Origin of the sequence: Fredinandcohnia onubensis (assembly GCF_002734215.1) — a bacterium.
Taxonomy (GTDB): Bacteria; Bacillota; Bacilli; order Bacillales; family Bacillaceae_L; genus Ferdinandcohnia; species Ferdinandcohnia onubensis.
The window spans coordinates 541304-556544 of record NZ_NSEB01000004.1 but is presented as its reverse complement, the minus strand read 5'-3'; the positions used below and the strand labels follow the sequence as shown (position 1 = coordinate 556544).

Below are 15241 nucleotides of genomic sequence, written 5' to 3'. Positions count from 1 at the left end.
CCAAGTTTATTCAAGATCTAGAAGCATATTTTGTGCCTGGATTGCTGAACCAAGTACTACACCACGATCCCGCAACTCAGAATACACCATTTTTACTTTTTCTTTAATAGGCTCCCAAACAAATAAATCTAATTTCCTTTCTATTGCCTCTTTTATTTCCGGAAACTTTTGAATGGTATTCCCACTCAGAATTATTACTTCTGGGTCATATACGCATAAGATATTGCTTATCGCAAGAGCAATATAGGTAGAAGCTCTATCTAGAATATTGACTGCCCAAGATTCTTGGTTTCGATATGAATCAAAAACATCTTCAATACAATCAACATCTTTTACTTTCCTTGCGTCAGACAAGATTGCTCCCTCTGAAATATAGGTTGCTAGACAACCAATCTTTCCACAGTTACACACATTTCCAGTTGGGTCTATTACTGTATGACCGATCTCACCAGCGTTATTTGACTCTCCTCTATAAATTTCACCATTTAAAATAATTGCAGAACCAATTCCTGAGCCAATCCCTACTAGTACTGCATTACGACAATCTTTTGCTCTACCAGTATAATTCTCAGCAATTATTTTCATTTTTAATTCATTATCAATAATTACATTAAAACCTAATCGTTCCCGTAGATCAGATGCTAAGTTTACATTTTTCCATTTTAACTGGTCTGAAACATTAACAATTCCATTTTTGTAATTAATTAAACCGGGTAGGCCAACAGCAACACCAATTATTTTTTCTCTTGGTATTTTGTTTACTTTAATTAATTCATTAATAATTTTTAAAACCTTTTCGATCGTTATATCGTATTTTTCGGACTGTTCCCTTAACTCACTTCTCCATGCAACAATTTCGCCAATATAGTTCACGATGCCTACTTTGATTATCAACTTATCAAGTTCGATTCCGATAGTGTAAAGCACTTCACCAGACACATCGAGTAATGTTGCTCTTCTCCCTACACCTGAGGTAACTAATTCAGTTTCCTTTACAAATCCTTGTTCGTGCAATTCGTTTACAATTCTAGTAATTGTTGTGGGACTCATTCCAGTTACTTTTGCAATCTCCATTCTAGAAATAGGTGACTGATGCTTAATAATCTCTAATACTAACTTCTTATTCTGTTTCTTCATTAATAATTGGTCTTGTTTCTCCATTTCATAACCTTCTTCACAAATTATTATCTATACTGTTCAATAATCAATCAATTAATTAAATAAAGTTGTTAAAATGGCATCCTAAAGCGATTTTATTACCTCCTTTAGGATGCCTTTGTGTAATAATTATTGTGTACAGATAATTGATATTTCTCGTTCTATCTATATCCTTTAATAAACTGTACAGCTTCTGATATATCCTTTATTGGGTTAGATTTTACTTCTCGTTCAATCGTTAGATATCCTTTATATTGAATCTCATCTAAAACTTCAAAATACTTGTTAAAGTCAACAGAACCTTCGCCAAGAGGTACTTCCCTGAAGAACTTTCCAGACGCAACCATTTGGGAAATTTTTTCATGTTCTAAACCTTCCCCATATCCAATTGAACCGTAAACATCTCGTGGATCAACGGGCTTAAGTTGTATCCCATCTTTTACGTGAGTGTGAACAATATAATCCTTTAAAACCCTTACACCTTCAACTGGATCATCTCCAGTTACCATAACCATATTAGCAGGGTCAAAATTAACAGAGACCCCATTGGTACTCAAGCTATCTAAAAATGACTTCAATGTCATAGATGTTTCGGGTCCTGTTTCAATTGCGAAATAAGCATTCAAACTTTTAGCATAAATACCTAGTTCATCACAGGACCTCTGCATATTTTCATATATAAAACTATTTTTTTCCTCAGGAACTATACCAATATGTGTTGTAACGATATTTGTGCCCAATTCAACTGCGAGGTCTAAAATTCTTTTTGATTTTTCAATTTTAGCTTTATTTTGTGCGCTATCCTGAAATCCGTGACCTCCTAGATCACCGCAGAGAGCAGATATCTCCAACCCTAATGATTGAATGTAAGTTCTAAGTTCCTTCCGTTCAGTTGTGCTGAGGTTTTCTGGCGCCATTTCTCCTTCGACCGCGTAGATTTGTACACCGTCTGCTCCAATATCCTTCGCAACTTTAAGTCCTTCTTGAAGGGGTAATCCCAAGCCATCTACAATAATACCTATTTTATTTAAGACTTTTACTTGTTCCATTTATGAAAATGTCACCACACTTTTATTATCAGAAGCTTCATAAATTCCATGGAGAATTTTCATAATTTCAACCCCATCCTCAACAGTAGCAACAGGTTTTTCTCCAGTCAAACAACTAGTGACAAAAGCATCTATTTCACTTTGAAATGCATTATTAAAATCAAAGGATTTATGATCGACCTGTGGGTCAATATTAATAATTGTATTATTTTCTTCACTTATTAGCATTAATTCAGGTTCTAATTCTGCTCCACCATTTGTACCAAATAACTTCACTTGAATCTCATCTTTCTTTGCATGGAGTGTAAACGAAACATCAACCATTAGTGAAGCACCATTTTCAAATGTAATAAGAGCATTTGCCATATCCTCAACAGTATTCTTTTCTTTATCATAATCAGCAGCCTTATAAAAACTAAGGTTTTCAACATTTCCGCGGTTCCCAAGTTGATGATAAGTGTGTCCTGTAATTGACTTTACCTTCGGACGACCCATTAAGTACCAACAAATATCAATAATATGTACACCTAAATCAATCAAAGGACCTCCACCAGAACGTTCTTTATCTGCAAACCATCCACCAGGATTCCCTAAACGGCGTAAACATGATGCTTTTGCATAATATATTTCTCCCAATTTACCATTGTCAATGAAGGCCTTTAGTACCTTTGTATTTGTTGCAAATCTTCGTACAAAGCCTACTTGCAATATTTTGTTCGTTTCGCGTACAGCTTCCTGTACTTTAATTGCTTCCTCAACATTCATTGACAAAGGTTTTTCAACTAATACGTGTTTTCCACCTTTAAGGGCACCAATTGAAATATCAGCATGAGTATTATTCCACGTACAAATACTTACAGCATCTACCTCTGGATCCTGGAAGACATCTTCTAAGCTGCAATATATACGCTCTATTCCGTATTGCTTTGCTTTTTTTTCCGCTCTCTCTGTCGAATAATCATAAACTCCGTATAAAATTGCGTCAGAATTATTCGCATAAGACTGTAAATGCATGTCAGAAATTGAGCCCGTACCTATCACACATACTTTTAATTTCTCCACATTTATCCCATCCTTCCCCAAGGGCTTTTTTTATTTTATTTCATTCCATAGTCTTCTTACGTTATCCATACCAATTTTCGAACCAACCTTACAGTCTTCCATTCCCTCAAATTCAACTGTTAAATACCCATCATAACCAGAGTTTTTAACAATTCTAATAATCTCTCGAATATTTAGGTCACCATGGCCAACAATTGCACCTCTTAAATAATTTTCATTTACTGTTCTAAACCAAACACCATCTCCTGGATTTTCATAATATGGACGGATGTAGAAATCTTTAAAATGAACAGTTGCGGCATATTTAATATTTTTCTTAACTCCTACGAGTGGATCTTCATCAATACAAAGGAAATTGCCAACATCAAGTGTTGTCTTGAAATTATCTCGGTTTACTTCACGAAGTACTCTTTGAACACGGTCACTTGACTGAACATTAAAACCGTGATTTTCTATCGTTGTGGTAATTCCATATTGTGATGCATAATCAGCTATTAATTGACTTCCTAATACTAGTTTTTCTAAATGTTCATCAAAATAATGTATAGTCATATGTTCTGGTGGCAAGGTGAATGCAGTTACGTCATGTCGCATAATTTTAATTCCTAATCGATTGACAATATCTACATGCTTTTTAAGTCGTTCAACTTCTTCATTGAAAGCCTCCTCTGTTTCCTGAACAAAATTGGCTGGTAAAGAATAAGCTGACAATTCAACTCCTACTTCAGCAGCTTTTTCTTTGATTTGGTCAGCTAATTCGATGTTATCGACAACTGAATAGCCGTAGGGAACTAACTCTACATGTTCTCCACCATTATCAGCAACCCATTTTATAACATCTAACACGTTCATTGATTCTTCTCTTAATTCTCTAACTAAACTATAAGTACTTAAACCAACTTTCACTAAACTCACTCTCCAATTCTTTTATCTATTTTTCTATATAAATCCCCAATAATCGCCTAAATTCAAGGCTAGTCAATTAATACCATAAGATGACCTTCAATTTTATCAATATTAAATTTAATATATTCATTCTCTACTTCAAATTGCATTTCTTCTTGTTTTTGTATATTTTTTACCGTTTTCACTTTTCTGTCTCCAATAAGCAACTTAACTTCGATATTATAAAGAGGAATAACATCCTCAATTGTATATATATCTTCAGATCTTTTTTCTGTAATATAATGAAGGAAATGCAACAATTTATACTCATTTTCCTTTTCGTTCAAAGTTGTTAAAAGGGTAGAAGGTCCATTGTGAGTAACCAACTTATGATCTAACAACAGTTCTATTGCATCTTTAACCATCTCTTTGCACCAAGTAGGGCTATTTTTTCGATACAGCTTAAAAATAGGATGTGCAAAATAGATTACATTTTGTTTTCTAGTGACAGCAGGAGAACCGAGTGTTTTTGAAGAAGGTGCATGTTGATGAGAGCAAAAAGTCTCGCCTTCTCTGTTAAAGTACGGTTTAATTGTATCCATTAATACTTCAGACTCTAATGATTCTATTTTTGCAGCTTTTCCATACATTACATATTCTTCTTGGTAAAGGTTTTTTCCGATAGTAGCATTGGGTAACACGAAATCTCGATCGTACTCTGAACTTCCATGAAATTGATTACCGTAGAAATTGCTAACTTTTTTATCTTTATCTATAAGGGACTCGTAGGTTCCTATTACTTTGCCACCATTTTGCGTATAGGCTATTAGCTTGGTTTGCAATTCAGGGGTAAAGTCAATTACATCAGGTAAAATTAACAATTGATATTTTTCAAAGTCCATTTTGCTATCGATTATATCGAACTGGTATGACAATTCCTGAAGCATTCTAACAGTACCAATCAATGATGGATGAATCCCAAGATTGTGATCGCCCGGTACGTAATATTCTTCTGGTGTAAATACTCCTATTTCTGATAGAGGTTTATTGTCTTTAATGTATTCTTCAACTTTTGCAACTTTACTATAAACATGACCAATCAAATCATAAGCAGCTTCTGACAGCTTTCCACTTGGGTGAAGTTGATCTCCAATCGAACAAGCAGCTCCGAGTGCCAACATATTAAAACATTCAAATTCTAATGCTGCTTTATTTTTAAGTGAATGGAAGTCTCCCCAATATGTGTGGAACTTTCCTGTCATACCGACAATATCTTTGCCTAACCCTCTAGAATATCTCATAGTTGCAGGAAAATGGTCGTATCCCCAGCCTCCACTAGGCAATGATTCTAATTCTAAATGTGTAAAGCTTGCCAAACTCTTTTTTTGAGTTGGACCAATATGGGAACTATTATAGAATATAGTTGCTTGTGGAACTTTTTCTTTAATTAAAGCACTTATCTCTTCTCTAAATTCATCTAACATAATCAATGAATAAGAAATTCTATCTCTTTTAATCTCTGTATTAAGACCCTTACGTTTCATCTGTTTAAAACAGTTACTACAATGACAATCTACCTTAAAAAGAATATCTAAAAAGAAGCCATCTATATTTTCAGGTCTCACTACTTCAATAATATCTTCTAAGTGCTCCTTGAAAAATTGTCGGTATTCACTATTTAAACAAATTGTATAATAAAAATGAGGCTCAGGAACGTTCTGACTATTAATAAACTCTCCATTCTCGTCCACACAGAGCCATTCAGGATGATGCTTCATTACATAACTATCCCACTGAACCGTTGTATATATTGGAACCTTAATATCATTTTTATGACAAATCTCAATTTGTTTTAATAATAGGTTTTTATTTTCTAGATTAGGATGTATTAATTCTGGATGTTTTTTTGATGGATAGTATAACCATCCGTGATGGCATCTCGCAAAACAAGTAATCGAATTTACATTGGCCTTTTTTAGAGTCTCTACAAAGTCTTCAGCAACAAACTTACTTGCAACATTAGGAATATGTTCACTAGTATGAAAGTCTAAATGTACCTGTCTGTTTCTTAATTCATTCAATTGCGCAACCTCCGTACTTTATTCTAGTTTTGTAAAAACATTGAGATAAAAAGATATTAGGATAATAAATAGGTTACTAGTTTTCCTTTTAAATAAAGGGATTTTCTACTCTTTCACAGCGCCTGCTGCGAGTCCACTTTCGACTTTTTCTTGGAATAATAAATAAACAAATAGTGGGACTAAAATAGTTATTACAATTGCAGCCATTAAGGGTCCATACTCAGAACCACGTTCTCCACTAAAATTTAGTAGACCTAATGCAATCGGTTTTAATTTATCATCGTTTATAAAGAGAAGTGGGAAAAGAATGTTATTCCACGCACCTAAAAAGTTAAAAATTGAAACTGTTGATATAGCCGGAACAGACATCGGTAGAATTACCTTTAAATAGATTTGCATATAACTTGCACCATCGATAATCGCAGCTTCTTCAAGCGATTGACTTATCCCCTGCATAAAACGTTGAAGGACTAATATACTGAAGGATAAAGAAAAAGCAACGAAAAGTAGGATTAATGCTACCAGGTTATTCTTTAACCCCAACAAACCAATCATATACGCTACAGGTACGAGAACAGTATGCATAGGAATCATCATTCCCAGTAGAAAAAACAGCATAAGAAATTTATTTATTCTAAAGTTAAACCTAGCAAGAGCATAGGAGGCCATAGATGCAACGATAGCGAGAATAACCACAGTTCCCACAGATATAAGGATACTGTTAAAGAAGTATCTACTCATATTCGCTTCATTCCATGCAATTAAATAATTTTCAAACTTAAAAACTTCAGGTAAACTAAACGGTGCACTAAAAATCTCATTATTTCCTTTTAGAGAAGAAAGTAATGTAAATAGCATAGGACCAACAAATACGAAAGCCATAACAATAATAAAAGTATATAATACTAATTTACTTCTCATTAATTCTTCTCCTTTCTATTCATGACAGCTTCACTACCTATAGTTAATATAAGAGCAATGATTAAGATGATAATCCCTATAGCACTTCCCACTCCATAATTACCATATCTAAATGCTTCATAATACATTAAAGTTGTTGGAAGATTTGTTAATCCGTTTGGGCCACCTTCTGTCATTACAAAAATTAGATCAAATACTTTTACAGTTCCGATAATATCCATTAATATACATAATGTAATTATTGGTTTAAGCATAGGAACTGTTATGTGAAAAAACTTTTTTGATGGTGATGCTCCATCTATTTCAGCAGCCTCATAAATCTCATTCGGTATTGTTGTTAAACCTGCTAAAAGAATTACCATATAATAACCAATACCTGCCCAAATATTTACAAATATAATAGTTCCCATTGCAGTACTAGGGTCTATTAACCATCCCTTAGTAATTTCCGCTAGTCCAATTAAATCTAGAAAACTATTTAAAGAACCATTAGGCATGAAAATAAAATACCAAAGTAAACCAATAGCAGTTAATGGGAAAATGGTTGGCACAAAATAAACAACCTTGAAGAACCTATACCCCTTAAATTTAGAGTTAATTGCAACTGCTAACAATAAAGCAATGGGTGTATGAAATATTACGCTAAAGACGACCATATAAAACATATTCTTCAATGAAATAAGGAAGCCCTTATCTTGAAAAACATAAAGGTAATTATCAAGCCCAACGTATTCTAAAGGTGAACCTTTTATACCATTCCAATTCACGACGGAAAAATAGATTGCTCCAATCATTGGAATAATTAGAAAAACTATGTATATAAGTAAAGCTGGTAAAGTAAATAGAAAGATTTTTGACTTTTCTTTTTTACTCCTTACATTCATCTATTTCCCCCCTTTTTTATAGACTATTGCTTTAGAAGTGTCCCCTATCTAACATGGATTCTTAGAAAGATAGGGGCTATACTTACGTTTTTGAGTGCCTTTATTTGCCTATTTCATTCTGAATTTCTTTTGCTGCTTCTTCAGCGCTAGAACCAATGAACATACTTACAATGGAATTTCTGGTTCTATCCTGCATAGACGTTAATGGATCAAAATCAAATACATCTACTGCTATTCCACTGGAAGTTGAACCTAATTCGATATTCTTTAAAAATAATTCGGAGACTTTTGATTCATCAATGTCAATATCTGACCTAGGAACTAAGAATTGTGCTTCCTCAGCATATTTTTTAGCTGCCTCTGCAGAGGTAAGCATTTTAAGCAATTCAATAGTATATTCCTTTTCCTTACCTTCAAGTTGTCCATTAACCATATAAGGACTTAAAACTTGCATATCTTCATTTTTAAACTCTGGTTTTTCTTTAAAATAAGGGAACTTAGCTAGTTTAATAGAGTCCGTATACTCTGTGTCCTCTGAACTAATAAACTTGCCGATATTCCAAGGACCAGTTATAATCATCGCGGCCTTCCCTTGTAGGAAATCTGTTAATACAATATCATCACTAATACCTGCAGAATCCTTACCAAAAGCTCCCATGTCATTCAATTCCTTAACGTATTCAAGAGTTTGAACTACGTCAGGATCAGTCCATTTTAGCTCTCTTGTACCAAGCTTTTTGGCAGCATCGGTTCCCAACCATTTGTAAAAAATCTGATTATGCAAATGACCTGCCATATAGGTTGCTTTAGCACCTAGTGCTATTGGTGTCACATTTGTCTCTTTTAACTTTTTGATAGCTGTAAGTAAGTCATCCCAAGTTTCTGGAAATTGACTAATACCAGCTTTTTGAAGTAATTCTTCATTATAATACACCCCTATTAATCCTGATTCCATTGGGATTCCATATGTTCCTTCATGACCTGGAACTTGGTAATATTTTAATGCACCTTCAGTAAAGCCAGAACCCCACACAGTGTCTTCCTCTAAAACAGGATTCATATCCATTAATAGGCCACCTTCAATATATTCACTTAGGTTTGCAACACCTTGAACTCTAAAAATATTTGGTAGAGTTCCTGATGCAAGGTCTGTTTTCAATTTATTATTAAAAGCAGACTCATCTCCTTGAGATTCATCAATCACTTCTACATCAGGATGCTTTTCTTCAAATTCTTTAATGATATCTTTATAGATGCCAACTTGTGTGGTAGTACCTGCCATTCTAGTTAATAATCGAATCTTTATTTTATCTTCTTCACTATTAGCCTGATCCCCTGAACCACTACATGCAACTAGGATTGTACTCAATAAAACCATAAATGCAATTATCACTGTTTTTTTCATCGTTCTATCCCCCTGTTTTTAATTAATTTTCAACTCTCAAACGCTTACATTTTTTTATTAATCACCCCCCCGATCGCGTTTTAGTATTACTGTCTCGTTTGATTACAGAAACAACATCTTTTCTCCATGTTAATAAATATGATTATTTTAATTAATTAAAACCAAATTTTATATATATTTACCATTAATTTCTCCACTGATGAAATTAATTAAATATAACTATCTATTTGCAAGTATAACTTCAAGTACAGTTTGTTTCAATGCGAAGTTTTATGAAAAATGATAATTTTTTGCAAATCCCCTCACATATATTTAGTTTTATATTTTACGAAAAAGACATAATATTTTTTACCAAATAGAAAGGAAAGCTTAGCTTTCCTTTCTATTGCTAAGTTTCATAATTCAATATTACAGTACTCCCTTTTTTAAAATTATATTTGCATAAGGAGAGCGCTCACTAGTTGCCACGATAACATATGCCTTACGACTACGTGTATAGAAATCAAATCTATCAATTTTTTCGATTTGGAATTGCGAATCACTGTTTTGCTTTATAATCTCTTCATATCTATTCCAAATATCTGGACAAGGGTCACCATCAACTGTTCCCATTAACATAACAGGAGAAACTACATACGTATCGAGTGGAAATAACTCTAAAATTGCCTTAAGTAATTCCTCTGTCCCATGTCCGTGCGCAGGAATTAATTGATTAGCATGGCTTGCAGCTGGAAAGTTTCCATCTGCAAGTACAATTTCATCTCCATGCCCCATTTCCATCAACGCTTTGATTAAGTCTGGTGAAAGAATGGGCGGAATTCCCTTAAGCATTTACTAAAGCTCCCTCTTTGACAAATGCATTTGTTAAACGGCCTAATTTTTCAACTTCAACCGTTACTTCATCACCTGGTTGAATGTACACACGCTCTTCAATAGGCAATCCAAGTACAACACCCTCAGGAGTACCAGTTAGAATTAAATCTCCAGGCTCTAATGTCATATATTTAGAGATATAGCTTACAATTTCTGCACAATTGAAAATCATGTCCGATGTGTTCGAATCCTGGCGTAACTCTCCATTTACATAAGTTTTCAACGCGAGATTATTCGGATCACCAACTTCATCAGAAGTTACAAGGTATGGACCAATTGGACTGAAACCGTCAGATGTTTTTCCTAATAACCATTGTTGTGTTCTAAATTGCAGATCACGTGCGGAAAGGTCATTTACTGTGCAGTAGCCAAATACCTGGGAAAGTGCATCTTCTTTTGATACGTCTTTAGTTTTCTTCCCAATTACAATACCTAGCTCCACCTCATAATCAAGTTCTTTTGTCACATTTGGTACCACAATTTCACAGTTGTGACCTGTTAATGTGTTATCAAATTTATTGAATAAAATTGGGTATTCAGTATATGGGGCATTAGTTTCGTCCGCATGTTTTCTATAATTCAAACCAACACAAATAATTTTATGTGGTTTTGTAACAGCAGGTCCCCATGTTACTTCATTTTCATCGTATTCTACAACACTAAATGCATTCTTTAGTTTTTCTTCAAAACGGGTCCTTTCTGCTTCTTTTAAATTGATGACTTCCATTATATCCGATGGAACTCTGTCCCAGTTATTTTGGATTGCTGTTGCTTCAATATCAATTAATTTCCCTTGAAGTTGTACCGCTAGTTTTTCATTAATAGTTGCGAATTTCATGATTTATTCCTCCATTAAGCATTTTTCCCAAAAACAACTCCGCCATCTACATAGAATGGCGATCCCATGACGAATGAAGATTCATCTGAAGCAAGAAATAACGCGGCTTTAGCCACATCAATTGGTCTTCCTAAGTCTCCGCTTAATTGTCTTTTCTTGATGTTTCCGATAGCTTCCTCTGGGTTATCATAGCTTGTTCGTAAATAGCCCTCTACAAATGGTGTCATGATTGTTCCTGGTAGAAGTGCGTTAACACGAATATTGTAAGGAGCATAATCAACTTGCATTGATTTTGACATAGCAAGCACAGCTCCCTTCGTTGCTGCATAAGCAGCACGTTTCGCTAACCCCATTTCTGCAACGCATGATGACATATTAATTATTGAACCACTTTGTTGTTTCATCATAAAAGGAACAGTATATTTAGATACAAGGTAGACGCCGTTAACATTTACTTGCATAATGCGATTCCATGCATCAGGCTCGACTTCGTCCAATCTTCCAACGTTGCTAATTCCTGCGTTATTAAATAACACATCAATTCTTCCATTTTCTTCAACAATCTTTGAAATGACAGTCTCTACCTCTGTTGGGTTCGTTACATCTACCTGAGAAAACGCTGCCTTCCCACCATTATTTTCAATATCATTAACAGTTTGTTGACCATTTTCACTATTTACATCAAGTACGTTCACCACAGCGCCTTCTTTTCCAAATAAAAGTGCTGTTTCTTTCCCAATTCCACTCCCAGCGCCAGTAATAATTACTACCTTTTCTTGTAATCTCACAATGTGGCCCCCATTTCATGGTTTAGATTATCTTCCGGTTGCGCTGCTTTAGCAGTAAGTCCACCATCAACCATCAACAAATGTCCATTGATTTGCATCGCTTCCTCTGAAGCTAGAAATGCCACTGCATCCGCAATTTGCTTTTCAGTTCCGAGCCGTTTCATTGGGTTAGCTGCGATTTCCTTAGCACGAATTTCTGGGTCATCTAAATACCCTTTACAAAACTCGGTATCGATGGTACTAGGACCAACCGCGTTCACATTAATATTGTATTGGCCGAGTTCGATGGCTAAAGCTTTTGTTAAATGAGCCGCTGCCGCTTTTGATGAAATATAATGTGGAATCACTGGACTTGTTACGACAACACTGGCTGTTGAGCTGATGTTGATAATCTTCCCAAATTTTTTTTTGATCATATTCTTTGCTGCTCGTTGGGATGTTAAAAAGATCCCTTTTACATTGGTTTGGTACGTTCGATCCCATGTTTCTTCAGATAGATTCATAAATGTTTCAAAAGGAGCAATCCCTGCGTTGTTGACAAGAATATCGATGATGCCAAGTTCTTTTTCCACTTCATCTATCATATTATCAACCTCATCTTTTTTACCTACATCGGCCTGAACGGTCACTGCTCGAATACCAAACTGTTTTTCGATTTCTGCTTTAATTGCTGTTGCATCCTGATAGGAATCTGGAGAAGGATAGTAGTTAATAGCTACATTCGCCCCTTCTTCTGCTAACTTCCTCACAATAGCTGCTCCGATTCCTTTGCTGCCACCGGTAACTAGGGCAACTCGATTGTTCAATTTCCCCATTATCGCTAATCCCCCTCCCTTTACAAACTGATGCTAATTCTACTAATACTGAACTCCTGATGGCCTAAAATCTCCGCCTTTGTCAGTTCACCATTAGCTACATTCACGATTGACTCCAAAATACGTCTTCCTGATTCTTCTAGTGTTTCGTTTCCTTTCATGACGGGACTTGTGTCAACATCGATATTGTCTTCCATCCTTTTGGCTGTTATTTCATTCCCTGTAATTTTTATGACCGGGATAATTGGGTTTCCAGTCGGTGTTCCTCTGCCAGTTGTAAAACAAACCATATGCGCACCTGCTGCTGCCATCCCTGACACGCACTCAATATCGTTACCGGGAGAATCCATGAAATAATAACCCTTACCCGGAATTGGATCAGCAAATGGGATAACATCCTTCAGTGGACTTGTTCCTGCCTTACTGATACAGCCAAGTGATTTTTCTTCAATTGTTGATAAGCCGCCATCGATGTTACCAGGGCTAGGATTACCTCCCCTCATATCCGCGCCGATACGCTCTACTTCTTTTTCAAATTTTTCAACAGCCCTATAGACTTTCTTTGCAACTTCTTCATTTATTGCCGTTTCAGCAACTATGTGTTCAGCCCCGATGATTTCTGTTGTTTCACCCATGACAATTGTGCCGCCTTGTGCTGTTAGTAAATCAGATGCTTTTCCTAAAGCTGGGTTACTACATAATCCTGAAGTTGAATCTGAGCCACCACATTTTACACCGACGATTAATTCCGATAGAGGTACTTCTTCATTCGGTATACTTTCAATTTCTTTATGTAATCTCCTTAGTATTTCGGAGCCTGTTTGAATTGCTTTAATCGATCCGCCTGCATCCTGAATATCAATCCATTCAACCGGCTTACCTGTTTCTTGTATGATTTCTTTTTGTAGTTCACTCGCATCGATAACTTCACAGCCTAAGCTTACTAATAGAACAGCACCGACATTTGGGTTTTTACCCATACCAGCTAGAATCTTGTGTGTACGTTCCTTGTCTTCACCTATTTGGCTACATCCGTGCTGATGTGGAATAGCTACTGATTCTGGTACGGATTGTTGAATTCGATTTGATACATGATTTGCACAAACAACTGTCGGGATGATGAGTAAATGATTGCGGATTCCAATCCCCCCGTTTTTTCGACGATACCCCTTAATGAGTGTACTCATTCTCTTCCTCCCCTTTCGCTTTATCCCCTCTGCCTCGGATTCCTTCAATATTATGAACATGAACATGTTCACCTGGTGTTATATCAGCGCTTGCTGCACCAATAACCTGTCCATATTTCACAATATTTTCTCCTTTTATAATTGGTTTAATCGCAATCTTATGGCCAAATGGAATGGCTTGTTTTAAAATTACTACTTCTCTTTTTCCATTTAAAACAAATTGAACCGTGTCACCCAACTTAGCTTCTTGTAAAAGGGTGGCTACATTATCAATTTCTGACATTACAATACTATTAATTTCTTTTTCTTTATTACTCACACTTATCACTCCTTTCTCTTAATTTATAAAATTTTATTGCATTTGAATAAAAGATTTGTTGTTTTTCTGAAGTACTTAAGCTTTCTGGCAAGCATTTATTAACAATTTTAAATACATCTTCGTAGTTTCCAGCTGCTAAACAAACCGGCCAATCCGTTCCAAAAAGGATACGTGACGGGCCAAATGAATTTATGATTTGGTGAATATATGGTTGAAAATCATTTACCTTCCAAGAATGAGGTTCCGCTTCTGTCATTAACCCCGAAACCTTGCACCATACATTTGAAAATGAGGCTAAATGCTTAATATCCTTCTTCCAAAGCTCAGTATCGCCATTAGCAATTTTCGGTTTTGCAAGATGATCAACGACAGCCGTTAGATCAGGAATTTTTTCCAAAGCTGAAATCACATATGGAATATGGCGTTCCTTAATTAAAAGGTCTAGTGGAACTTGTTCCTCAGCTAGTACTTTCAAGTTTTCTATAACTTGATTTTGTAAAATCCAGTCACTCGCATCAATATCCTGTAGCATCGGTCGTAACCCAACAAGACCCGGTCGGTTTAATAATGATTGTAACTGAGCTTTAAAATTGGTAGAGGAGAAGTCTAGCCAACCTACAACACCATAAACCCACTCATATTGACGATATAAGGATAGTAGATAAAGAGTCTCTTCAACCGTCGGCGCTGCTTGGACAAGGATCGTACCAGAAACTGAATGTTTTTTCATAAATGGCTCAAGGTCTTTTGGTAAATAATCTTGATAAAGGATACCTTGCTCCTCCGTCAACCACCCATAGTCTCCTCGGTCTAATTTCCAAAAGTGCTGATGTGAATCAATAATTTTAATGAAATTCTCCCCCATTCATGTTACTTTAACGTTACCGATAACACAACTTGCAGTACGCCACTATAAAAGTAGGATTTAACCATTTTTGTTATGGTCTACTGTTAACGTTTGGTCAAGGGCAGTCCT

At 35.5% G+C, this 15241-nt stretch carries 15 protein-coding genes; all 15 read right to left on the bottom strand.

The window, feature by feature from the left end; translation table 11 throughout:
* Positions 1–6 precede the first annotated feature (6 nt).
* Positions 7–1161 (bottom strand): ROK family transcriptional regulator, encoded by a 1155-nt coding sequence (locus CKK03_RS05755; protein ID WP_099361644.1) that lies wholly within the window; start codon positions 1159–1161, stop codon positions 7–9.
* Positions 1162–1319: 158 nt separating this feature from the next.
* Positions 1320–2207 (bottom strand): sugar phosphate isomerase/epimerase family protein, encoded by an 888-nt coding sequence (locus tag CKK03_RS05750; protein ID WP_099361643.1) that lies wholly within the window; start codon positions 2205–2207, stop codon positions 1320–1322.
* A complete protein-coding gene (locus CKK03_RS05745; RefSeq protein ID WP_099361642.1) occupies positions 2208–3269 on the bottom strand; it encodes a Gfo/Idh/MocA family protein in 1062 nt (353 codons plus the stop codon). It lies immediately after the preceding gene.
* A 30-nt stretch (positions 3270–3299) separates the two neighbouring features.
* Positions 3300–4175, bottom strand: coding sequence for a sugar phosphate isomerase/epimerase family protein (locus tag CKK03_RS05740; protein WP_099361641.1), 876 nt, complete (start codon positions 4173–4175; stop codon positions 3300–3302).
* A gap of 68 nt (positions 4176–4243) precedes the next feature.
* Positions 4244–6235, bottom strand: coding sequence for a beta-galactosidase trimerization domain-containing protein (locus CKK03_RS05735; RefSeq protein ID WP_099361640.1), 1992 nt, complete (start codon positions 6233–6235; stop codon positions 4244–4246).
* Between the two features lie 105 nt (positions 6236–6340).
* Entirely contained in the window at positions 6341–7156 is an 816-nt protein-coding gene (locus CKK03_RS05730; protein ID WP_099361639.1) for a carbohydrate ABC transporter permease, read from the bottom strand.
* Complete coding sequence (locus tag CKK03_RS05725) at positions 7156–8040, bottom strand: carbohydrate ABC transporter permease (protein ID WP_099361638.1); 885 nt, start codon at positions 8038–8040, stop codon at positions 7156–7158. The genes CKK03_RS05730 and CKK03_RS05725 overlap by 1 nt, the downstream gene beginning before the upstream one ends.
* A gap of 100 nt (positions 8041–8140) precedes the next feature.
* Positions 8141–9445, bottom strand: coding sequence for an ABC transporter substrate-binding protein (locus CKK03_RS05720; protein ID WP_099361637.1), 1305 nt, complete (start codon positions 9443–9445; stop codon positions 8141–8143).
* A gap of 408 nt (positions 9446–9853) precedes the next feature.
* On the bottom strand, positions 9854–10276 hold the full coding sequence (locus CKK03_RS05715; protein WP_099361636.1) for an RbsD/FucU family protein: 423 nt from the start codon (positions 10274–10276) through the stop codon (positions 9854–9856).
* Entirely contained in the window at positions 10269–11156 is an 888-nt protein-coding gene (locus CKK03_RS05710) for a fumarylacetoacetate hydrolase family protein (protein ID WP_099361635.1), read from the bottom strand. Before CKK03_RS05710 ends, CKK03_RS05715 begins: the two co-directional genes overlap by 8 nt.
* A gap of 14 nt (positions 11157–11170) precedes the next feature.
* Positions 11171–11944, bottom strand: a complete 774-nt coding sequence (locus tag CKK03_RS05705) for an SDR family NAD(P)-dependent oxidoreductase (protein WP_099361634.1) — start codon at positions 11942–11944, stop codon at positions 11171–11173.
* Positions 11941–12759 (bottom strand): SDR family NAD(P)-dependent oxidoreductase, encoded by an 819-nt coding sequence (locus CKK03_RS05700; protein ID WP_099361633.1) that lies wholly within the window; start codon positions 12757–12759, stop codon positions 11941–11943. The genes CKK03_RS05705 and CKK03_RS05700 overlap by 4 nt, the downstream gene beginning before the upstream one ends.
* Positions 12760–12779: 20 nt before the next feature.
* Positions 12780–13946 carry a UxaA family hydrolase gene (locus CKK03_RS05695; RefSeq protein WP_099361632.1) on the bottom strand — a complete coding sequence of 389 codons (1167 nt, stop codon included), beginning with the start codon at positions 13944–13946 and terminating at the stop codon, positions 12780–12782.
* Positions 13930–14271, bottom strand: a complete 342-nt coding sequence (locus tag CKK03_RS05690; RefSeq protein WP_245864032.1) for a UxaA family hydrolase — start codon at positions 14269–14271, stop codon at positions 13930–13932. The genes CKK03_RS05695 and CKK03_RS05690 overlap by 17 nt, the downstream gene beginning before the upstream one ends.
* Entirely contained in the window at positions 14258–15130 is an 873-nt protein-coding gene (locus CKK03_RS05685) for an amidohydrolase family protein (protein WP_099361631.1), read from the bottom strand. The genes CKK03_RS05690 and CKK03_RS05685 overlap by 14 nt, the downstream gene beginning before the upstream one ends.
* Positions 15131–15241 lie beyond the last annotated feature (111 nt).